The sequence below is a fragment of the Bradyrhizobium sp. UFLA05-153 genome (assembly GCF_054185185.1).
In genome coordinates this window covers 22,111-42,585 of record NZ_JBBIAM010000002.1, presented here as the reverse complement: position 1 = coordinate 42,585, position 20,475 = coordinate 22,111, and the positions used below count along the sequence as shown (strand labels likewise).

Sequence of the window (20,475 nt, the reverse complement as noted above, 5' to 3'; positions counted from 1 at the left end):
GGGATTTTCGGTGCCGGCAATCAGGAGATACAGGCGATTTGCTGAATGTGGCCTGTTGGGCCTGCTGCAGCCGAAACGTACTCACATTGGCGGTAAAATTCGCTCGGGAGAGCAGGGGCGTCGCGGTGCGGGTGATGCGCAGGATTCCGCTAATCGCCGACCCAGAGCTGAAGAAACTCAAAAAATCACGCTTGCCCGCCGTCACGGGTAGATCGCACTTGGCTCGGGCTGCCCTCGACCACCACTTGTGACCCCGAGCGGACCTCGCCTTGCGGCAGAAGCACGCCCAATTCGCGGGCCCGACGTTTGACGGAGGCGATGTGACGTCCAAGCTCCCTTGCTATCGTTCGCACACTTTCCTTCCGGTGTGCGAGTTCTATCAGCAGCTTGGTCTCCTCGTCGGCCCATTTGCGGGGTTTTGCAGACTCCATTGCTGTCCTCGCTTCGAGGATCGAAACCAAGATGACTTACGACCGTGATTCGAGCACGATGAAGGCGGCCCACCAGTTTACGCTTAGGATTTGCGCGAACAGCTGCCGTATCTGCCACGTCTCCTTGTGGGTGCTGCAACAGGCGTTCCTATATCGCGGCGTGCAATAGTTGGACTGTGAACGGGTTCACAGCAGCGCCAGAAATGACATGCTACGTTTTCGATAGTTGCCGGGACTTTTTTGAACAATCTCCATTCCAGGATTGAATAAGCAACCTCTTTGGAGGTTCTGATGTTCAAGCAATTCCTTTTGGCCGTAGCCATTTCTGCTTTAGCGTTACTTGGCTCATCCAAAGCCGATTGTCGCGATGATCTGGAGCCTGGCGTCGCCGCCGGGTCGGGTCAGCCCCGACTCGATGCAACCCGAGTCGCGGAAGACCTGTTGGATGAAGTTGCGGGTTGGCTCTCATCGAATTTCGATCTGCCCGCGATCAAGGATCGCCCAGCCATCGAATTTACCTCGAAAGCAAGACTTGCGACTATGCGCGCTTCGGATCGTGCGCATTGGCAGGGTCTCGCGCGGGATGAGGGCATCGATCGATTAGCGCTGCGCACGGTTGTCGCGCTTTATGACAACAATTCGAAAACCATCTTCCTACCGGACGACTGGATTGGAAAATCACCAGCGGACCAGTCGGTCCTGGTTCACGAGATGGTCCATCACCTTCAAAATCTTGCGAAGTTGAAGTTTGAATGCCCGATGGCGCGAGAGAAGTTGGCCTACATGGCTCAAGACAAATGGCTGCGGTGGTTCGGAACGAGCCTGGAGAGTGAATTTGACGTCGACATGTTCACGGTGCTGATTTCCTCTGCATGTATGTACTGACCATGATCGTGCCAACATTGTATTCTCAGAGCGAGACTGCGTCTCCCTGTTGAAGGCATCGTCTCCAGATAGGTACCGATTTGAAGTCTCGTCCGTACACGAACGCAGTGCGCGTGATGGTCAGATGCCTGGCTGCCCTTGCAATTGTCTTGGCGCTCTGGGCGATGGCACGGGGGCAGCAGCATCATTTTGTCCCGCTGCCAACGGGCCCCATGCCTGCCGCGCTTGTGCCGTGAAGTCTCTGCCCAATGCGGTGATCAAATACGCGCCTGGCATCATGACGCGGCGGAGCCGGTGACCGCGGCGGCGGGGGCCGCTTCGCGTGGCGCGCGGCGGCCATTGAGCACCACGCCGATCATGGTGAAGCGCACCAGCAGGCGATAGCTCGCCAGCATCAGGGGAAGCGCGACGCCGAGAATGGTCGCGAACTTGATCGGCCAGGGCCAGTCGAGTTGCGACACCGCGACCTGCAACGCCATCACGATCGGCATTTGGATCAGATAGAGCCAGTAGGATGCGTCTGCGAGATAGCGGCGCGTCGGACTGAACGTGGACATGAAGCGGAGCGCGAGTCCGATGACCGCGAACGTTGAGGTCCATATTGCCGGTGCATAGAGAACGGCGGAGACAAGCCTGAGCGTGTCGGAGCGGATCGGCAGCTTTGGCGCACCCGGCGCGGACGTCACCACGCCGGCGAGGACGAAACAGATCAGGATCAGGCCGAGCGCCAGCACGAGGTGCGACAGCCAGCGTCGCTCCAGAATCCGCAGCAGGTCGCGCTGCCGATGCAACAGCCAGCCGATGCGGAATGCGGTGCCGAAACCGATCCAAGACGGCAGGTTGGTGATGAGCGATTGATCTGGCGTCCTGATCCCCATCACGCTGATCCATTTCTGGTCGAGGCTGAGGTCGATGCCGATTGGGATCGCCAGAACCAGGTGAGCCAGCGGATTTCGTATGGTCCATGCGAAGAGCCGGTCGAGGGCCGTTCGCAGAGCGCCGGACGCATCGAGCCGGACGATGACGCCGCGCAGCAAAAGCATGGCGACATAGAGCTCCAGCAACACATAGAGAAACCAGAGATGGGCGGGGGGGGGAAATTCGGCAGCACCGGCGGCCAGCCACGCGCGCCGTGGACCGGACCGCCATTCGGAAAGCTGGATGCCCAGATCACGACCATCGCCATAGGCGTAAACACGATCGGCCAGCCGATCACGAGCGGTAGCCCGATCCTCTGCAACCTGTCCCTTACAAAGCCCCAGGCTCCCCGGCGATGAAAGCTCATGCGGGCGAAGAAGCCCGCCATCAGGAAGAAGGTCGTCATCCGGAAGACGTGGATGGCGAAGAACAACAGGCCCAGGGCCGCGCTTTGATGGGTGTCCTGGATGAACCAGAACCCGGTCGGGGCAGGGACAAATGACAATGTCGCGTGCAGGGCAATGCCGAGCAGCAGGGCAAACCCCCTCACCGCATCGAGGGCGTGCAGCCGTTCAAACGCGGAGGGGGCGGTGGTCAAGCGAGACATGGACGGGCTCGTGCTCGCTGGAGAGGGCCTTCTGCCTGACAATCTGCCCGACCTTGCCAGGGCCCTCTTGCCCGATCCGGAAATCGGCTAGCCGATTTCTCGACGCCGCTGGCCGATTTTGCGATCACGGTCGGCGTCCCCGCGTTGATCGTCTGGCGAAGATGATATTGCGGAACGCCGTCGGGGCACCAGCAGGCGTGAGCGATTTCTGCTCAAGCGACGGACGCTCATTCGCAAAGCTTACGTGAAGCTTACAGGAGACGAAAAGGCGGATGGCGCTCGCCTTTTTGCTGGCCGAAACCCGGCGGATAGTGGAAGAAATCGGCGAAGCGGTACGAGCCGCGGGTTTCCGGCGGGACTACAATGCGTCTTCTGATCGTCGAGGACAATGTCGAGCTGTCGCGGCTGGTTGCGAACGGCCTGACGGTGGCGGGCTATGAGAGCGACATCGTCAGCAGCGCGGCCGAGGCGCGCGAGGCGGTGCGCAACGTCAGCTATGCCGCGATGATCCTCGATCTCGGCCTGCCCGACGGGGACGGTCTGGCCGTGCTGCGCGAGCTGCGCCGCCACATGGACCCGTTGCCCGTGCTGGTGTTGACCGCGCGGGGGGGCTTGCAGGACCGGGTCAACGGCCTGCGCAGCGGCGCCGACGATTATCTCGCAAAGCCGTTCGCGCTGGAGGAGCTGGTGGCGCGGCTGGAGGCGATCCTGCGCCGTCCCGGCCAGTTGCTCGGCCGCTCGCTGCGGCTTGCCAACCTCGTCTATGACACCGAGAGCCGGCAGATCTTCGTCGACGACCAGCCGCGGATCATTTCTGCGCGCGAGACGTCGGTGCTGGAGATCCTGCTGCGGCGGCAGGGACGGGTGGTGCCGAAGAAGAATGTCGAGGACCACATTTTCGGGCTCGAGGGCGAGGTCGCGTCCAACGCCGTGGAAGTCTACGTCTCGCGGCTGCGCAAGCAGCTCGCCGAGCACGGCGCCAGGGTCGTGATCCACACCATCCGCGGTGTCGGCTATCTGATGGCCGAGGAGAAATAGCGTGCCGCGCCTGAGGTCACCGACGTTCAAATCGCTGATCTGGCGCATCGTCTTCCTGCATATCGTCGCGATCGCCGTGGTGGCGATCTTCCTGCCGCTGGTCCTGTTCTGGCTGTTGAACTCGGAGATCGGCGAGTTACATCGCGCGGCCATGCGGGCGCAGGCCGAGGTTCTCGCCGAGCGCATCGCCGTGCAGCCGGATGGCAGGATCACGTTCAACCTGCCTGACAGCCTCCGGGGCCTCTATTCGGAGGCTTATGGCCGCTACCAATATGACATCAGCGATGCCGACGGCAGGGTGCTGTTCTCCTCGCACAAGAAGACCGGCGCGGCAGCCTCGGAGACCATTTCCGGCGCGGGCGTCACGCGCACCATCGACGACAGGACCGTGCGCATCCAGGTCGCCGAGGATCTCGCGCACCGCGACGTCATCATCGACGACATCGTCGCCAATTTCTTCCGGCGCGTCGGCTGGATCACGATTCCGATCCTCCTGGTCCTGCTCGCCACCGACATCATCATTTTCCGCCGCGCCATCTCGCCGCTGCTGAAGGCTTCGGAGGAGGCGAGCAATATCGGTCCGGCGCGCACCGATATCCGCCTTCCGACCGAGCAGATCCCGCGCGAGATCCTGCCGCTGGTCACTGCCGTCAACCAGGCGCTCGACCGGCTCGAGGACGGTTTTCGCGTGCAACGGCAGTTTACCGCGGACGCCGCGCATCAGCTGCGCACACCGCTCGCGATCCTCCGCACCCGGATCGAGACATTGGGCGATGGCGCGGCCAGAAAGGCGCTGCACGCCGACATCGAGGGCATGAGCCGGATCGTCGCGCAGCTGCTGGAGATCGCCGAGCTCGATACGCTGGTGCTCGATCCCGGCGAGACCGCGGATCTGCGTGCCGTCTGCGCCGAGGTGATCGGCTCGATCGCGCCGCTTGCGCTGGCCCAGCACAAGGACATCGCGCTGAGGGGCACCGATGCACCGGTCCTGATCCACGGCAATTCCGAGATGCTGCAACGGGCGATCTTCAACCTCGCCGAAAACGCCATCAAGTTCACCGCGAAGGATACCGCCGTCGACGTCGAGGTCAGCGGCGACGGCGTGGTGCGGGTGCGCGATTGCGGCCCCGGCATCGCGGAGGCCGAGCGCGAGCTGATCTTCCAGCGCTTCTGGCGGGCCGACCGCCAGCGCAGCGACGGCGCGGGCCTTGGGCTGTCGATCGTGCGCGGCGTCGCGGAGGATCACGCGGCGAGCATCGCCGTCGAAAATCTCCCCGGCGGCGGCGCCCAGTTCACGCTGTGCTTCAAGCTGGCGGACGGAGCGGGAGACGCTGACAAGAAATCGGCGCGGCATTGACGCTGCACCCTCTCTCCTTGTGGGAGAATTTTGCATTTCCTTGCAGCGTCTTGCATTATCCAGAGGCCTTCTAAACCCCTGATATCCATAGTAAATTCTGCACAGTCCTGAAGCGGGGCGCAAGAGGTTGCACCCCGCACTTCCCGACACCGGACCGGACACTAAAACAAAAAGGAATGTGCAAGACCATGGCTAAACCCCGCAACTATTCTCTTGAGAGTCCCACCGCGCGATTGAAGCTCGATATTCAGAAGAAGCCCCATTGGCAACGGCTCGGCCCGGGCCTGTCGCTAGGCTATCGTCGCAACGAAGGCGCAGGCACTTGGTCGATCCGGGCCGCTGACGGCCAGGGCGGCGAATGGTTGAAGAAGTTTGGCGTCGCCGACGACTTCGACAAGGCCGATGGAAAGACGATCTTCAACTACGGCCAAGCCGTCACCGAAGCCCGCAAGCTGGTGCGCGGCGGCGACGAGGACGAGGTCGAGGAGGAACAGGGCAACAAGCCGGTCACTCTCGGGATCGCAATGGACCGCTACAAGGACGATCTGGTGTCGCGCGGGGCTGGCAAGAGCAACGCGACGACCCCGAAGGGCCATCTGCCCGCCAGCCTCCTGACCAAGCCGGTCCCGCTGCTCGACTCCCAGGAGCTGCGCAAGTGGCGCGACGGGCTGCTGGCGAAGATGGCCCCGGCCAGCGTCAACCGGTACTGCAAGGTGGTCAAGGCCGCGCTCAATCTCGCCGCCAAGAGCGACCGGCGCATCAAGAACGAGCACGCCTGGACGACCGGGCTCCAGTTGCTGCCCGATGCCAACGAGGTCAACAACGTCATCCTGACCGATCCGCAGGTCATCAGCTTTGTCGCTGGCGCCTATGCTCACGACGAGAAGCTGGGCGAGTTCACCGACGTGCTGGCCCAGTCCGGCGCGCGGCCCTCGCAGGCTGCTCGCCTCTATGTGCGGGACCTGATCGCGCACAAGACCGAGCCCCGGCTGATGATGCCGAAGTCGGCCAAGGGCGGCGGCCTCAATCGGACGAGCAAGAAGGTCGAGCGCTATAGCGTCCACATCACCCCGGCCTTGGCCGAACGGCTGGCAAAGGCGGCGAAGGGTCGGCCCGCGAGCGCGCCGCTCCTGGTGCGCAGCAACGGCAAGACGTGGGGCGTGGATGGTAAGGGCGTCTCCGACGACTATCGCGAGGACATCGCGGATGTCGTCATGGCCATCGGCCTCGATCCGGACGAGGTCACGCTATACGCGCTGCGCCATAGCTCGATTGTCCGCAACCTTCTGCTCAACGTCCCCATCAGGGTCGTCGCGGCAAGCCACAACACGAGCGTCGTGGAGATTGAGCGGACCTATTCAAAATTCATCACCGATCATTCCGGCAACCTCTCGCGCCGCGCCTTGCTCGATCATGAAGTCGCACCATCTGACAACTTCATCCCTCTGGTAGCGGCCTAAATGGCCTGTGACTGTGCTCAGGTCGGGCTCCGTCGGCTCGGTCCCCAACAGCGGCGCGAGGCAGACATGGACCGCCGCTTTGGACCACGAGCAGACGTCCGCAGCGCCAAAATTAGGGCGGAAGCGGCCATTCAGAGCTTCGATTGCAACCGGTCGGCAACCCGGCGGGCGATCTCCGCCGGCGCCTCATCAGGGATCGGGAAGACTGAACTCACGTTGATCTCGCCGAGCACGTAACTGTCAGTCCCGTCAGTGCTGGGCGGTCCGAGCATGAAGTCCGCATCCCAGATGATCGGAAGATCGCGCCTCGGGATATCCAGTAAGGAGGTCAGCTGCGGCGTCCACTCGTCTTCCATCAACCGGCGCAGGCGCTGGAAGCGCGGGTCGGCATTGGAGGTGTAGAGCCGCGGTCCGGCTTCGGCGCGCGCTGCCGGTGACGCGACCAAGGCCTTGACCTTGTGGTGGCCAAAGCCGGCGCAACGATCGCCTGCCATGTAACAGCGCATCACACCTTCGCTCAGGCGCGCCTGGAACGGCTGATCGATCACGCTGCCGTCTTCGAAATACTCGATGCACCGATCGAGAAACTCGTTTAGCGCCACTTCCTCGGATGTGTCCTTCGTAGCGTCAAGCACGCTTACCATCGGCCCGGCCAGCGCCTCGACCTTCCACACACCCTGACCGCCATTGCCGCGATTGCGCTTGATGACGCGCGGCCCGGCGGCGAGCCGCGACGGCAGTTCGGCGCGCATCGCCTCGGCCGTTCGATAGAGGGCCGTGTCGCAGCCCCAGCTCATCGTACGGGTACGATGAAGCACCTCCTTGGTGCCCATTTTCAGGATTACATCGGGATGGGCGCTCACCCATACGCCGCGCGCCGCGACCTCGCGCAGCAGCGCGTCGAGGTTGGCGCGGTTGCGCCCCTCGTGAATGGGATTGACCCAGACGAGCACGCCATCGAACGTGGCAAGCTGTGCGCGCACGGTGTCGCGCACATCGTCCTCATACACCACCGGTTCCGCATCGACGTCGATATCGTTGAGCGCGGCGAACACGTCCTTGAACCTGCTGGTCTCTGGCGAGGCACTGCGGCGCGCTTCTTCATCACCTCGCCAGAGGATTGCGATGCGGCCGAGGCGAGCTGTGGACTTAGACATGGAAACAACTCCAGATTCATTGGTCGATTGGGTATTCGTCAGATGTCCAGCATCGGGGCGGATGCCCCAGCTCGAACGTCAGATGATCAGGACCGCGCCTGAAGCCAGAAGCAGCACCAGTACAATCTTGCGGAATGAAGCCTCGTCGAGGCGGCCGTACAATTTGAGACCGAGCCAGGTACCAGCGAACAGGGCTGGCAGTCCGATCAGAAAGAGCTTGAGCGTATCAGCGCTGAGTGCGCCTTTCGCGCCGATCCACAATGCACTCACCAGGAACGTCGCCACGGCGACCGGCTGAAATACCGCACGCTGCACGTCCTTCGGCCAGCCGCGCAGTCCGCACCAGATCGTGACCAGAATGCCGGCGAGCCCCGTAATGCCGCCTAACACCCCGTTGAGAAATCCGACACCGGTATCAACCGCAGCGCCTGCTGATTTCCAGGGGCTGATCGCGGGACGAAACAGCGCATAGAGGCTGTAGAGAACGAGAAACACACCAACACCGGTGCGGACGTGGCTGGGATCGCCCCAGGTCAATATGGTTACACCAACCGGCACGCCGAGTGCTGCGCCAAGGATGAACGGCCAGAGCCGTCTCCAATCCAGCGCACCACGCAGTTTCCACACCGAGTAACCCTGCACGATCAGCCCAAAGGCAATGATCAGGCTGGCGCTCTGCAAGGGAGTAAGGATGTAGAGCCAGATCGAGGCGGCGACCAGACCGAATGCAAAGCCGGAGAGACCCGCGACGAGAGCGCCGGCAAAGGTCGCAACGATGAACAGCGGAAGCTCGAGAGATATCCCACCCATGTGTTCGCTCCAGAACCAAGCGAACAGCTCTTGCATGGGATAACCCACTTCACGGGGAGGCTGCTACGTCCCCAAAAGGACACTAGCCCGACCGCCGAAAAAACTCAATTGGCGTCTGCCGCCCCAAACATTCACCGCGACCTGGCTGGATGGAGCACGGGAGTAGAAGCGTGCCGCAAAAGCCGCGAGCGCGGTCCTCTGAGCCAAATATGCTATGTTGGAACGCGAAGCGAGAGCGCCCGAGAACATGCCTACAGGACAGCGATAGCCGTGACCCCGATGCGAATCATCCGATGGATGCTGCTCGCTGCGCCGCTCCTCTGGGGACCGTTCGCGCACGCTCACGGCATCGCCGGAAACCGCTATTTTGCCGGTACGATGTCCTTTGATGATCCGGCTGTCGCCGATGAACTCATCCTTCCCAACCTCAGCTATCTCAACCTCCCGGCGCAGGGCAGTAATGTCGGAGAGACCCGCATCAACGGCGCCTTTGCTCGGCTGCTCACACCTGCACTGGCCTTTACCCTCGATAGTTCATGGATGCACCAGAACTGGCCCACGGGGCACACGACGGGATTCGACAAGACCAGTGTCGGCCTCAAATACGAGGCCTATCGCGATAATCGAAACGAAGCTCTGGTCTCGGTTGGCCTCGCATGGGGCATCGGGCACTCTGGCTCCGTGGCGACCGGCGCCGATGCGCCTCATACGCTTCAGCCTGGTGTCTTCGTGGGCAAGGGGTTCGGAGACCTCCCGGACCAGCTCTCCTGGCTAAGACCCTTCGCCGTTACGGCCTCGTTCGTGGATGAAATCCCGATCGGCACAGGCGGAAGGGCTCTGGCGCCCAGCCTCGCAAACGGCGGTTTTGAGACGGTTATGTCTCCAGCCGTCGAGACGCTGCACTGGGGAATCTCAATTCAGTATAGCACCCTGTACCTCACGAACCGTTTCAACGGCGGCGCCCCCAAAGAAGAGCCGCTCAATCAGCTTGTGCCTCTGGTCGAGTTCAGATTTGACAGCCCTCGCGGTCAGTACACGGTGGCAACCGCAAACCCCGGTTTTGCTTACGTGGCCGTGACCTGGCAGGTGGCAACTGAGGTGATTATTCCGCTCAACCGCGCCGGCGGAAGTGGCCCGGGATTTCGAACTCAGCTTCTTCTGTTTCTCGATGATCTCATCCCAACCGTGTTCGGAAAGCCTCTGTTGAGCAATCGACCGGAGCGAAGCCAGATCGCGTGGTAAATCGGGCGGTCGCGCTGGCGGTTGCATTCAGGGCGATGACTGCAGGGGGCTCCTTCATTCGATCCACGCAAAGGCGGCGCACTGGACCCGACCAGGCCCTTCGACGAGCCGCTTGCGCCACATCAGGGTCTCTCAGTCGCGCTGGTGAATATGTGGGCTCCGGGACAAAGGAGCTCTCCATGCTGCCCTTTACGTCCGAGCAATTCCTAGCAGACTTTGTGACTTACAATAGCGCCATCTGGCCCATCCAGATCCTGGCCTATTTGCTGGGCGGCGTCGCGGTTGCCTTTGTATTTCGTCCGCCGCGAGGAGGAGGCCGCATCATTTCTGGGATTTTGGCTGCGATGTGGCTTTGGACGGGCCTCGCTTACCACGGAGTTTGGTTCTCAGCCATAAATCGAACCGCATCCCTCTTTGCTGCGCTGTTCGTAGCTCAAGGCTGCTATTTCCTCTATGCAGGCGTCTATGGTGATCGAATTCGCTACGGCCGCCGATCGGGCCTGGCAGCTTGGGTGAGCGCAACTTTCATATTCTATGCGGCAATTCTCTATCCATTGATTGGCGTGGCCACCGGCCATCATTACCCGGAAATGCCAATGTTTGGCGTCACGCCATGCCCGGTGACCATCTTTACGTTCGGGTTGCTTCTGTTGACGGTGCGGCCCGTCCCCCGCTCACTTCTTGTCCCTTTTGCTTGGTCACTGATGGGCGGCAGTGCCGCTATTCTTCTCAACATATCGCAAGATTGGCTTCTTCTCGTAAGCGGCTGCATCGCCGCTCCACTGATCGCCTTCCGAAATCACAAGCCGGTGCAGGATATCCAAGCGGCCTGAACTGAGCTGCGGCACTGCGCCTGGGCCCCGATCTAAAGCGCACCGGCCATCACCATCGGTAGCCTTGCCCGGCTCGCAAATCCCATCTACGCTGGTTAGTGGGGACCAGCGGACTCCCCGTCAGACGGTCACCGTCCAAGATTCGCGCGGCACTCGCCTGTTCGAGGAGATTGCGCGTGGACGAGAAAAGATCACAGGCAACCTCCCAGGATAGTTGCGAGCCCACGCGCGACGTCGGCGGCAGGTTATCACCGAACCAACCCGCCAAATCGCTTGAGGAAACCGGCAGGGATTCTGCCAAACTCTCAAGCCGCACAATCACGTATTGCGGGGATCCGGATACAGTGGCCGCGGGTTTCGCCATCGCACTCGGGATACTAGAGGCTTGTGCGGACCAGCTTGTAGCCGAAGCCGACTCTCGGACACAAGCGCCTCCTCGTGGGACCGACCACTAGAAGCTAAGATTTAGTCTAGCTCGCGATCACCTCGCGGCCAGCGTTCGATGGCGGAACCGCCCCGTCGAACGGGCGTTGCGATTAGCACGGATACTTCCGTGACCTGCACAAAACACGGAGCCAAGATCATGTCGGCGCGAACACTCTCTCAGGCTGTGCTCTGTTGTCTGGCGGTCTCCTTCGTCTCGCCGGCCCACGCTCTGACCCAGGAGGAGCTCGTGGCCAAGCTTCAATCAGCGGGCTACTCGCAAATCCGGGACATCAAATCCACCGCCGAAGGCATCGCTGTGAAGGCGACGAGGAATGGCAAGGAAGTGTCGCTCGTCGTCGACAGTAGCGGCCAATTCAAGGAACGGCAGTAACGGCCTGTTTCTTCGTTACGGTGTCTGTTTTGCTGAGAAGCTGCAGGCGGCAGCTAACTTGGTCGCGGCCGTAGCGGCGGACGGCTTGGTTGCTGGTGCTCTCCCGCAACCGACTATCGTTGTCAGATAGACCGGGTCAATCGGTCGCACGCTGGCACCTCGAGCGAGAGAGAGGTGCTCGTGCGTACAGCGAGCGCTCTGCCTCTTCAAAATAATCTAGGAAAATGTGGCACACTTCACTCGCCGTGACACAAATCGGTAGTCTTATGATTGCAACTTAAGGTCGATCATGGTTTCGCGCCGATCGATCAACTCTCGGAAAATTGGAAGCAAGTCCAACTGCCCAGTGAGGAGCTGCAATCATGGCATTGAACGAACTGCTTGCCGGGTCCAATCCGGCCCGTGACGACGTTCAACAGACCGATTTCGGTTACGACGTCGTTCCCCGCTATATCTGCAATAACTGGCAGGAAGTCGCCGCGGCACAAGGCGCGGGCGCCTATCCGTTCGATGCTATCATCATCGGAGCCGGCATGTTCGGCGGTTATTGCGCCGAGAAGCTCTATCGTGCGGGCGGTGCCGCTGCCTACCGAATCCTGCTGCTCGATGCTGGAGCCGTTCTCCTGCAATCGCACATCCAGAACCTGCCCCAGCAGCTCGGCGGGTCGATCGGCGGCGCCAAGTACAACCGCCAACGCGATGATGCGAGCGGGACCCAGAACGTCATCTGGGGAATGCCTTGGATCAGCAACCAGAACTTTCCTGGGCTTGCCTATTGCATCGGCGGGCGATCGTTGTTCTGGGGCGGCTGGTCGCCCCAGCTTACGCCGGACGATCTCGCCAATTGGCCTGTCGATGTCGCGGCATATCTGAACAGCGCGATCGGCTATGCGTCGACGTCGGCAGAGATCGGCTCGGCCTTGACAACCGATTTCATCAAGCAGACAGCATTGTTCAGCGCCCTGCTCAACGGCATCAGGGGTACCCTGCCGCTGTCGGGGCTCAGCGAAGCTGGTGAAGCACCGCTTGCAGTCGTTGGCGCAGCGCCGCAATCTGGTTTGTTCGCGTTCGACAAGTTCAGCAGTGCGCCTTTCATCATGGATGCGGTACGCAATGATGTCGGTGCAAGCGGCTCTGGTGGAGACGCGCGGCGAAGGCTCTTTCTCATGCCGCGCGCCCAGGTCCATCGTATCAATTGCAGCGGGAGCCGGGCTGTCTCCCTTGACATAAGCCTCGCCGGAATTCGCCAGCAGATGCCGGTGCCGCCCGGCTGCAATGTGGTCCTGGCGAATGGCACTATCGAGGCAACGCGGCTCGCTTTGGAGTCGTTCGGGATCGGTTCGACGCAGTTTGGTTCGCCGCGGGTCGGTAACCTGATGGGACACCTGCGCAGCAATATCACGGTGAAGATCAAGCGTTCCGCGCTGGGGCTTGCTGCACCTGCGGAACTCGAAACCACCGCCCTGATCGCCCGGGGCAACGCGTTCGGCCGCCGCTTCCATTTTCAGATTACCGCGGCCGACGTCACCGGGCCAAATCCGGAAGTGCTGATGTGGAGCATGGTGCCGGATATCGATCTGCAGGGCCAGATGCTCGCGAACCAGGACCCTAATTGGGTGACGATCACTTTTCGCGGCATCGGTGAAATGGAAGGTCAGCCGACTTTGGCCAATATCAACCCAGCGCATAGTTGGATCGATCTGAGTTCGGAGACCGATCAATGGGGAATGCGGCGGGCTTACGTCAACCTCACCGCGACGCAAAATGACAACGATCTTTGGCAGGCGATGGATAATGCGGCGTTCGACCTCGCATTCACGCTCGCCGGCAAGGATCCCGCAAACATTCAATACTGGATCGCGCCGAACAGTGTGTGGGTGTCGACGCGACCGCAACCGGGCGCTGGTGGCAAAGGCTTCTGGCAGGACGGCCTTGGCACCACACATCACGAAGCTGGCACGCTCTTCATGGGCGATCCGGGCGCGTCGATCACTGATACCAATGGAAAGTTCCACAATATTGACAATGCCTATGTTGCCGGTCCTGCGCTATTCCCTTCGCTCGGGTCGGCAAATCCATCGCTGACCGGACTTTCTCTTGCGCGCAAGACCGCCAATGCGCTGATCGCAGCGACGCAACCGGCGGCGCCCGCAGGATTTGCGGCGATGTCGCTGGCTCCGTCTGACTGGCAGATGGTCAAGCTGGCGCAGAGCCCGGCCACAATGATCCACTACGGTTCGGTTCTCGAAACGTCTGGCTGGTATGGGCTCTACTGGTACATGAAAGAAACCTTCAGCGATTTCATTTTGTCCCTGCAGTGGCGGATCAGCCGAAGGGAGGAGAACTCGGGCGTCTATATTCGTATCCCTGCGCCGGATGTGCCAAGCGCCCTGCAGGCCGCGGATGCGCTTGGTCACGAGATTCAGATCGACCAGCGCGGATTCGATTCTATCACCGGCACGGAGGGCCACCCCTTAAAGGTGACGGGCGCGATCTACGACCTGCAGGCGCCCTCTGCTTCGACACAAGTTCAGATCGGCGCCTGGAACGATCTGGTCATTGAAGCCGTGGGACCGCGTATTAAGGTCACTCTAAACTGCACGCTCGTGAACGACTATATGAGCTCGCGGCAGCAGTCGGGTCACATAGCCTTGCAGGCGCACGATTCGCTCTCACGTACGCAATTTCGCAATCTCTTGATCAAGAAGCTGGATGCGTCGGTGCCGTCGGTCTGATCTCGTCGCGGCTGGGCGAACCTCAGAGCTCGCCCAGCCGGGGCACCGCCGAGTCAATGTGCAAATTGGCCGGCCGGCTTGCCGCGCTTGACCATTTCCTTCGCGTAGGCATAGAGCGCGTCGTAGACGATCCATTCGGCGGCATTGAGCTCGTGATCATCCTTGTAGCCGAGATGGCGAAAACCCTCGGCGAGCGCCTGCAAGCCGGGTCCTTCGGCTTGATGGTAGAGCGTGTTGTCCGTGTCGGCGCCATTCACGATGCGGCCGAGCAACATCAGGGCGGGATCGCCTGTAAGCTTGTACTTCTTCAGGATCGCCTCGAAGGAGCATTCCTTGCCGTGATGACCGAGCTCGACGTCCTTGACGTCGTATGGGATGGCGTTCTGGCGCTTGGCTTCCTCCATCACTCTATCGCCCGGTACGAACAGAAACTCGGCCTCCTTGTCGACAAACTTCTTGATCAACCACGGGCAGGCAACCCGATCGACCTTGACGTGCTCTCGTGTAATCCATTTCATGTCGCTCTCTCCTTCAGATTGGTTGTCTTTGAAGTCACGCGTTGCCTAAGACGAGGACGCCGCCGTGTGCGGGCGAAATCACGTAGAGTTGGTCCGGCGGAACCAGGACCGTGGTGTGGGCACCTGGACCCGTTACGGTACGATCGATCGTGCCGGATCGCGGATCGATCGTTTCGACAACGCCGGGTTCGCCAATCGCAACATGAACAAGGCCGCTGGACGGGTTGAAGAACGTGACATCCGGCGACGGAGGGATCGGCCACACATTGGTGATGTTGCCTGACCTGCTGCCGATTTCGACGAGTGCGCCGTCGTCGCAGGCTGCATAGAGCCGGCCGCGGGAGTGGTCGATGTCGAGTCCATGGGCACCGCCCGACGGGAGCCTCCACTCAGCCATCGGCATTAGGTTGGACAGGCTCGCCGCCAGAATCATGGAAGGTTCGCGGATACACAGGAATAGCCGCTCGGAAGTTGCATCCGTAACGCACCACCGCGGTCGGCCGGGCAGCTCGAGCTTGGCCAGTCTACCGTTCCTGAGATGGAAGCTTTGGAGTGTCGGCGTCTCAGTGTCGTTACCAATGCAGGCTGCGATTCCGAGTGCCAAACGTTTCACGACGGCAGCGCCGTTTGGCCGGATGCCGGTCTGGAAAACCGCGGCAGTCTTGAAGGACGCGGCGCTCATCCAGGCGATAGACCCAGAGCCGCGGTTGGTGAGCAGCACCTCGCCGTCGTCCACCACGGCACCGGCTACGCCAGGAAACCCCGGCAGCGTGGCTATGTGCCTCCGCGTGTCATGGTCGATGACTTCGACACAGTCTCGTCGCGTATGAGCAATGAAGACGCGTCGAGTCTTCGGATCGAAGGCGCCATGATCGAAGGAGCTGCCTTCGGCGTTCGGAATTGTGATGGTTCCAACCGGTTTCAGCGGCATGGCGACCTCATGCCTCTGCGCTTCATGATCGACCGGAATGGCTTCAAGACGCGTTCGTTGGGACCGTCCATGCGCAATCTCCTCGAAACATCGAGCGTTGCGCAGAGCTTGGACGTTTCCGTCTAATGGGGAGCCTGCGTGTCCCCTACGATTAGTGTAGTCGCCTTGGATGCGCGCGGCAAGCTCGGTCGGCCGAGTGTCTTGCGACTAATACTTCGGCCTATGTGAGTGCGCCCACTCACGTGCGTGCAGGATAGGTTCGCGCGGCGGGAGCGCTGCTCGCAGCTTTCGGGTCGTCGGCAGGTCCTCCATCGAAGCGCGCCAGCGGCAGAAGGCTGGAAAGTTGCGGTACATGGACTGGCCTTCGTCGGTCAGGCCGAAGGCAAACGTAGCGGGCAACAAGTAGAAATCGGCAAGCGTAAGCTCCGATCCGAGCAGATAGTTGCCGCCGTGCGCGAGTTCACGCTCGATCACCGAAAGCGCCAGCTCCACCTTCGGCAGCGCATGCGCCACCACCTTTTCGTCGGAAGGGATCCCAAGCTCCGGGAAGACCAGCCGCTCATGCGTCACGTGATAAATCATGTACGGGTAGACGTACGAATTGACCACGCTGATCCATTGGTTCATGCGCGCTTGCGATCTCGGGTCTTGCGGTGTGAGGCGCGGGCCGTCGAATACCTCATCGATGTATGAGACGATCGCGCTCGTCTCATACAGGATGAAGTCCCCGTGCCTGAAGATCGGGACCCGATTGAAGGGATGCAGAGAGAGATGCTCGGGCTTGCCCATCACCGGTTCGAGGTCCTCGAACCTGTAGGCAACGTCCTTGTGGCTGAGGACCAGCCGGGCGATGTTGACAAACGTACTGCGCGGAAAGCCGTAAACGACGGTCTCTGACATCTGACTATCTCCAGTCAAAATCGATCAATTCAGCCGGGTCGCGCTTCATCGCCAAAACGGCGTATCGGCCTGCTCGAAGGCCTCTTCGCGGGTGAGCCCGAGGTCGGCAAGCAGATGTGGGTCATCTGCGATGGCCCGCAGACCGGCGCGCTGATGCATCCGCTCGCTGCAAGACAGCAGCCGATCGAGCAGAGCCAACCATGAATTGGTTTGATGACCCTTGGACGCCGTGCTGCGCCAAAGTCGGGGAAAATGCTCGCTGTTGGCAAAAAGCGTTGACATTGAACCGCTCATAAACTCATGATTTCGAATTGTCGCTGTCTCCATACGGCCGGCCGGGCAAAGTCCGCAAAGCATCGTTTCTCAGGCCTGCCCCAATTTTTCTCATGAACTCGCTGGAAGCACAGCCTATGCGCCCACATTTGCCGCCGTTGAATGCACTGAAAGCCTTTGAGGCTGCAGCCCGGCATGAAAGCTTTACGCGCGCGGCGGAGGAGCTGTGCGTTACCCAAGGGGCCGTCAGCCATCAGGTGAAGGCGCTGGAAACGGAGCTGGCGATCAAGCTGTTCAATCGCGAACGGCAGCGGTTGATCATCACCGAGGCAGGACGGGACTATCTCGCTGTCGTGCGTGATGCGTTCGATCGGATTGCGGCCGGCACGGAGCGCCTGCTGCAACGACAAAGCGCGGGCGTTCTGACGGTTAGTACCTCGCCGGATTTCGCCGCCAAATGGCTAGTGCACCGGTTGGGCCATTTTGCCGAGGCTCACGCCGGAATTGACCTTCGCGTCTCGGCAACTCTCCATCACGTCGATTTCGCGCGCGAAGAAGTCGATCTTGCTGTGCGTCATGGCGATGGCAATTGGCCGGGTCTCGATGCTGTCAGGCTTGGCGCGGAACGACTCTTTGCCGTGTGCAGCCCAAAGCTCTTGTCCGGTCGACGGCGCCTTGGCGGAGCAGCCGATATTCTGAAGTTTCCGCTGATCCATCTCGACAGCCGCTCCGACTGGGAGAAATGGCTGCGCGGCGTTGGCATAGATGACGCAGGCGTCACCCACGGTCCGGTGCTCAATCGGGCCAGCATGGTGATTGATGCCGCAATCAATGGGCAAGGCATTGCACTTGCGCGCACCACGTTGGCGGCTTGGGATCTGATCAATGGCCGGCTTGTGATGGCCTTTCCAGAATCCCTTCCCGTGTCAAAGACCTATTGGATCGTGTGCCCGAAGGCGACTGCGGCGCTGCCGAAGATAGCGACGTTTCGGGATTGGCTGTTGGCGGAAGCGGCGGCGGACTTGCGGCAGCTCAAAAAGCTGGCGTCTCAGCACAGTGATCGGAAGCCGGCGCACGCCGGTCGCTCAGACCGATCGAGGGGGCGCCCTCTCAGGCGGGAAACCGTCTGATTGAAAATGACGGGATACGACGAAATAAACTGAGCAGCCGAGCGCAATCATGGTTTGAACACCTGGCCCGGTTTTGTGTGCGTAATACGGAGTAACCGATGGATGCATGGACTGTGACAATTGCTGCCGCCGGAGTGCTCTGCGCCGAGGCGCTTGCTGTCGCCGATGCAACTGCCGAGACGCTTGTGCTCAAATGCTCGATTAGCGGTCAAGAGGCATCCGCGCCTTTCGAAGTAGACTTGACGAACAGAACCATCAACACAGGAAAGGGATTCGTATCGGCGGAGGTGACGAGCCGCGCCCTCAGATGGCACGAGGAAGGCGTGTTACGAACCATCAATAGGGATACAAACGCAGTGTTTCGTCAGTTGCCCGATGGCTCTTCTTTTCAGATCGGGATGTGCCGCCCATCAGATGGATGACGACCCCGTTTGTGGTCGCTGACTGCATGCCCGCAAGGAGCGCGAAATCTCCGAACCGAAGCTGAAGCAAATCGTTAGCGTTCGTCCAAATGGAGGAGGAACGCATGCGCAGTTTCGCGATGATAACGGCAATACTGCTGTCCTGTGGTCTCGGTCCCGCCAGCGCAGAGGAGATGGGAAGGACTAACCAGGCGCAAACGGTTCCAGTGCAGCCGGACCAGCCCCCTCAACAAGCGGAGCAATCGCGCGCGCAAGAGCGGGCGCGCGGGGAGGACGTGCAGATCGGCCGTGATTGGAAAGCCCAGGAGAACGACACCAATCGCGCAGCGCGCGTGGACAAGACGGACGAGGATCATCAAACGGTCGGCCGCGATTGGCGAGCGCATCCCGACGACAAACGCTGAGATCACTCCGTTCGACAGGTTTGGCGCGACCTGCGAGAGCGGGCGGCGCTACAAGAAAGGCGATCTACGCCGTGGCGCAGTTCGTTGCTGCCCCAGCTTCCTGACAGGAATTTCAGAAACTCTTCAGTGGTGAGGCGCTGAGAGAAGGGCAAGATCAACTTAGCCAGACCGGTTCAGAGATCCGCAAGAGGTTCTGGGAAGAACCTCAAGCGCCACGACTGATGATCGTCGGCGGGGAGCTCGAGCAATTGAAACCGCGAAGAGGAGAAATGCGATGGATCGAAGAAGATGGATGCTGGCCGGTGGTGCTCTGTTGCTGTTGGGCATAGCCGGCGTAGCCATGGTGACCGCGGAGCCGAGCAAGGGCCCAGCCTTCATCGCGGGAGATCAACCGGTCACTGAGGATCAGGTACGGCAAAAGCTCCAGGCGGATGGCTGGTCGAATGTGCAGATCGTGCGCGATGGGCAGTATTTTGAGGCAATCGGGTCGAAGGATGGGCAGACCACGAAGGTTGCCGTCAATTCGCAAACCGGTCGGCTACGGGCCGTCGATGACGATGACGATGACTGATTCGTAGGCTTTCCTTGTTATGACGTATCGGTGACATCGGTGATCCCAAAGCGTGTAACCTTCCGCACCTAACGCGAGGTTCTGCTTACGCAATTCGTGCCGGCCCCGAGGAACTCGTAAACTTGGACGGCGTTGACAAGCCCGTTAGTCGCGCCTTATCTGCGTGTTCGGGGAAGCGATCTCCCCGTGAGGCGACATGCCCAAGAATCGCGTCCAGTTTTCCGAGAAGGAAGGACGCTGCATGTCTGCTCTTTGCCTACCCCCTCCCCAAACGTCTCTGTCGCTCTCAATCGCGCCGCGATTCTGCGGAGAGCGGCGGCTCGACCCCGCTGACGAAAGCCTGCTCCAGTATCGGGACGCGTCAAATCTGGAAATCACCGACAGTCTTAGCGGAGGACGATCATGACCTACGCCATGAAGCCGCTTTCCTGCGACCCGAGCCGCATCCGCGGCATGTCGGAGCGGATGATTGTCAGCCACTACGAGAACAACTACGGCGGCGCAGTCAAACGGCTCAACCTGATCGACGAGCAACTGGCCGGGCTCGATTTTACGAAAGCGCCGGGTTTTCTGATCAACGGTCTGAAGCGCGAGCAGCTTATCGCGACTAATTCGATGATCCTGCACGAGGTGTTCTTTGCCGGCCTTGGTGACGAGAGCGAGCCCGACGCAGGTCTGAAGGAAGCGCTGGCGCGCGACTTCGGTTCGTACGACCGGTGGCGCGACGAATTCGTCGCAATGGGAAAGGCGCTCGGCGGCGGCTCCGGCTGGGTGCTGCTGACCTGGTCGCCTCGCGACCGAAAACTCGTCAACCAGTGGGCAGCCGATCACTGCCACACGCTGGCCGGTGGGGTGCCGATACTTGCTCTCGATATGTACGAGCACTCCTATCACATCGACTATGGCGCCAAGGCGGCGAACTACGTGGACATCTTCATGGCGGCGATCAATTGGCCGGCCGTGCAACGTGCCTATGACGGGATGCAGAAGTGATGCTCTTCCGAGGATACGCCCTGCGGTGGATTGTTTGTTGCGC

General features: G+C 60.8%; 19 protein-coding genes and 1 pseudogene. 13 read left to right on the top strand and 7 right to left on the bottom strand.

Annotated elements, in window-relative coordinates; genetic code table 11:
• Positions 1 to 722 precede the first annotated feature (722 nt).
• Positions 723 to 1,316: a DUF6647 family protein gene (locus Q2941_RS01520; RefSeq protein WP_458191364.1), complete on the top strand. Its 594-nt coding sequence runs from the start codon at positions 723 to 725 to the stop codon at positions 1,314 to 1,316.
• A gap of 275 nt (positions 1,317 to 1,591) precedes the next feature.
• Here the strand turns inward: Q2941_RS01520 and Q2941_RS01515 are convergent.
• Positions 1,592 to 2,841: pseudogene (locus Q2941_RS01515) on the bottom strand (acyltransferase family protein).
• Positions 2,842 to 3,204: 363 nt separating this feature from the next.
• Here Q2941_RS01515 and Q2941_RS01510 point away from each other — a divergent pair.
• From Q2941_RS01510 to Q2941_RS01500, 3 genes are all read left to right on the top strand, one after another.
• Positions 3,205 to 3,879: a response regulator transcription factor gene (locus Q2941_RS01510; RefSeq protein ID WP_254112947.1), complete on the top strand. Its 675-nt coding sequence runs from the start codon at positions 3,205 to 3,207 to the stop codon at positions 3,877 to 3,879.
• A 1-nt stretch (position 3,880) separates the two neighbouring features.
• Positions 3,881 to 5,236: a sensor histidine kinase gene (locus Q2941_RS01505; RefSeq protein ID WP_458191363.1), complete on the top strand. Its 1,356-nt coding sequence runs from the start codon at positions 3,881 to 3,883 to the stop codon at positions 5,234 to 5,236.
• Positions 5,237 to 5,424: 188 nt separating this feature from the next.
• Positions 5,425 to 6,696 carry a site-specific integrase gene (locus Q2941_RS01500; protein WP_458191362.1) on the top strand — a complete coding sequence of 424 codons (1,272 nt, stop codon included), beginning with the start codon at positions 5,425 to 5,427 and terminating at the stop codon, positions 6,694 to 6,696.
• Between the two features lie 131 nt (positions 6,697 to 6,827).
• Here the strand turns inward: Q2941_RS01500 and Q2941_RS01495 are convergent, their stop codons facing one another.
• Together Q2941_RS01495 and Q2941_RS01490 are read right to left on the bottom strand one after the other, a co-directional pair.
• Positions 6,828 to 7,853, bottom strand: coding sequence for a Cj0069 family protein (locus tag Q2941_RS01495; RefSeq protein ID WP_458191361.1), 1,026 nt, complete (start codon positions 7,851 to 7,853; stop codon positions 6,828 to 6,830).
• A 78-nt stretch (positions 7,854 to 7,931) separates the two neighbouring features.
• Complete coding sequence (locus tag Q2941_RS01490; RefSeq protein ID WP_458191360.1) at positions 7,932 to 8,663, bottom strand: sulfite exporter TauE/SafE family protein; 732 nt, start codon at positions 8,661 to 8,663, stop codon at positions 7,932 to 7,934.
• A gap of 297 nt (positions 8,664 to 8,960) precedes the next feature.
• Between Q2941_RS01490 and Q2941_RS01485 the strand changes: the two genes are divergently transcribed.
• The 4 genes from Q2941_RS01485 to Q2941_RS01470 all read left to right on the top strand — a co-directional run bounded on the left by Q2941_RS01485 (position 8,961) and on the right by Q2941_RS01470 (position 14,290).
• Positions 8,961 to 9,905, top strand: a complete 945-nt coding sequence (locus tag Q2941_RS01485; RefSeq protein ID WP_458191359.1) for a hypothetical protein — start codon at positions 8,961 to 8,963, stop codon at positions 9,903 to 9,905.
• 179 nt (positions 9,906 to 10,084) lie between these two features.
• Complete coding sequence (locus tag Q2941_RS01480; RefSeq protein ID WP_458191358.1) at positions 10,085 to 10,738, top strand: DUF6064 family protein; 654 nt, start codon at positions 10,085 to 10,087, stop codon at positions 10,736 to 10,738.
• A 673-nt stretch (positions 10,739 to 11,411) separates the two neighbouring features.
• On the top strand, positions 11,412 to 11,555 hold the full coding sequence (locus tag Q2941_RS01475; protein ID WP_458191357.1) for a hypothetical protein: 144 nt from the start codon (positions 11,412 to 11,414) through the stop codon (positions 11,553 to 11,555).
• A gap of 362 nt (positions 11,556 to 11,917) precedes the next feature.
• Positions 11,918 to 14,290, top strand: a complete 2,373-nt coding sequence (locus Q2941_RS01470; protein ID WP_458191356.1) for a 3-keto-alpha-glucoside-1,2-lyase-like domain-containing protein — start codon at positions 11,918 to 11,920, stop codon at positions 14,288 to 14,290.
• Between the two features lie 53 nt (positions 14,291 to 14,343).
• On the opposite strand, the gene Q2941_RS01465 is transcribed toward Q2941_RS01470, so the two are convergent.
• From Q2941_RS01465 to Q2941_RS01450, 4 genes are all read right to left on the bottom strand, one after another.
• Positions 14,344 to 14,808, bottom strand: coding sequence for a chromate resistance protein ChrB domain-containing protein (locus Q2941_RS01465; protein WP_458191355.1), 465 nt, complete (start codon positions 14,806 to 14,808; stop codon positions 14,344 to 14,346).
• 34 nt (positions 14,809 to 14,842) lie between these two features.
• Positions 14,843 to 15,739 carry a YncE family protein gene (locus Q2941_RS01460; protein WP_458191354.1) on the bottom strand — a complete coding sequence of 299 codons (897 nt, stop codon included), beginning with the start codon at positions 15,737 to 15,739 and terminating at the stop codon, positions 14,843 to 14,845.
• Positions 15,740 to 15,946: 207 nt separating this feature from the next.
• Positions 15,947 to 16,639 (bottom strand): glutathione S-transferase family protein, encoded by a 693-nt coding sequence (locus Q2941_RS01455; protein WP_458191353.1) that lies wholly within the window; start codon positions 16,637 to 16,639, stop codon positions 15,947 to 15,949.
• A 45-nt stretch (positions 16,640 to 16,684) separates the two neighbouring features.
• A complete protein-coding gene (locus Q2941_RS01450; RefSeq protein WP_458191352.1) occupies positions 16,685 to 16,966 on the bottom strand; it encodes a DUF1127 domain-containing protein in 282 nt (93 codons plus the stop codon).
• A gap of 83 nt (positions 16,967 to 17,049) precedes the next feature.
• On the opposite strand from Q2941_RS01450, the gene Q2941_RS01445 reads away from it, so the two are divergent.
• The 5 genes from Q2941_RS01445 (at position 17,050) to Q2941_RS01425 (ending at position 20,432) form a co-directional block, all read left to right on the top strand.
• Positions 17,050 to 18,042: a transcriptional regulator GcvA gene (locus tag Q2941_RS01445; protein WP_458191566.1), complete on the top strand. Its 993-nt coding sequence runs from the start codon at positions 17,050 to 17,052 to the stop codon at positions 18,040 to 18,042.
• 98 nt (positions 18,043 to 18,140) lie between these two features.
• Positions 18,141 to 18,464, top strand: coding sequence for a hypothetical protein (locus Q2941_RS01440; RefSeq protein WP_458191351.1), 324 nt, complete (start codon positions 18,141 to 18,143; stop codon positions 18,462 to 18,464).
• 104 nt (positions 18,465 to 18,568) lie between these two features.
• Positions 18,569 to 18,868: a hypothetical protein gene (locus Q2941_RS01435; protein WP_458191350.1), complete on the top strand. Its 300-nt coding sequence runs from the start codon at positions 18,569 to 18,571 to the stop codon at positions 18,866 to 18,868.
• Positions 18,869 to 19,142: 274 nt separating this feature from the next.
• Positions 19,143 to 19,439, top strand: a complete 297-nt coding sequence (locus tag Q2941_RS01430; RefSeq protein WP_458191349.1) for a hypothetical protein — start codon at positions 19,143 to 19,145, stop codon at positions 19,437 to 19,439.
• Positions 19,440 to 19,841: 402 nt separating this feature from the next.
• Positions 19,842 to 20,432 (top strand): superoxide dismutase, encoded by a 591-nt coding sequence (locus tag Q2941_RS01425; protein WP_458191348.1) that lies wholly within the window; start codon positions 19,842 to 19,844, stop codon positions 20,430 to 20,432.
• Positions 20,433 to 20,475 lie beyond the last annotated feature (43 nt).

Excerpts from the sequence above, each read along its gene's own strand:
- Q2941_RS01520 (WP_458191364.1), top strand. The coding sequence starts at position 723 with ATGTTCAAGCAATTCCTTTTGGCCGTAGCCATTTCTGCTTTAGCGTTA.
- Q2941_RS01510 (WP_254112947.1), top strand. The coding sequence starts at position 3,205 with ATGCGTCTTCTGATCGTCGAGGACAATGTCGAGCTGTCGCGGCTGGTT.
- Q2941_RS01500 (WP_458191362.1), top strand. The coding sequence starts at position 5,425 with ATGGCTAAACCCCGCAACTATTCTCTTGAGAGTCCCACCGCGCGATTG.
- Q2941_RS01495 (WP_458191361.1), bottom strand. The coding sequence starts at position 7,853 with ATGTCTAAGTCCACAGCTCGCCTCGGCCGCATCGCAATCCTCTGGCGA.
- Q2941_RS01490 (WP_458191360.1), bottom strand. The coding sequence starts at position 8,663 with ATGGGTGGGATATCTCTCGAGCTTCCGCTGTTCATCGTTGCGACCTTT.
- Q2941_RS01485 (WP_458191359.1), top strand. The coding sequence starts at position 8,961 with ATGCTGCTCGCTGCGCCGCTCCTCTGGGGACCGTTCGCGCACGCTCAC.
- Q2941_RS01480 (WP_458191358.1), top strand. The coding sequence starts at position 10,085 with ATGCTGCCCTTTACGTCCGAGCAATTCCTAGCAGACTTTGTGACTTAC.
- Q2941_RS01470 (WP_458191356.1), top strand. The coding sequence starts at position 11,918 with ATGGCATTGAACGAACTGCTTGCCGGGTCCAATCCGGCCCGTGACGAC.
- Q2941_RS01465 (WP_458191355.1), bottom strand. The coding sequence starts at position 14,808 with ATGAAATGGATTACACGAGAGCACGTCAAGGTCGATCGGGTTGCCTGC.
- Q2941_RS01460 (WP_458191354.1), bottom strand. The coding sequence starts at position 15,739 with ATGCCGCTGAAACCGGTTGGAACCATCACAATTCCGAACGCCGAAGGC.
- Q2941_RS01455 (WP_458191353.1), bottom strand. The coding sequence starts at position 16,639 with ATGTCAGAGACCGTCGTTTACGGCTTTCCGCGCAGTACGTTTGTCAAC.
- Q2941_RS01450 (WP_458191352.1), bottom strand. The coding sequence starts at position 16,966 with ATGGAGACAGCGACAATTCGAAATCATGAGTTTATGAGCGGTTCAATG.
- Q2941_RS01445 (WP_458191566.1), top strand. The coding sequence starts at position 17,050 with ATGCGCCCACATTTGCCGCCGTTGAATGCACTGAAAGCCTTTGAGGCT.
- Q2941_RS01440 (WP_458191351.1), top strand. The coding sequence starts at position 18,141 with ATGGATGCATGGACTGTGACAATTGCTGCCGCCGGAGTGCTCTGCGCC.
- Q2941_RS01435 (WP_458191350.1), top strand. The coding sequence starts at position 18,569 with ATGCGCAGTTTCGCGATGATAACGGCAATACTGCTGTCCTGTGGTCTC.
- Q2941_RS01430 (WP_458191349.1), top strand. The coding sequence starts at position 19,143 with ATGGATCGAAGAAGATGGATGCTGGCCGGTGGTGCTCTGTTGCTGTTG.
- Q2941_RS01425 (WP_458191348.1), top strand. The coding sequence starts at position 19,842 with ATGACCTACGCCATGAAGCCGCTTTCCTGCGACCCGAGCCGCATCCGC.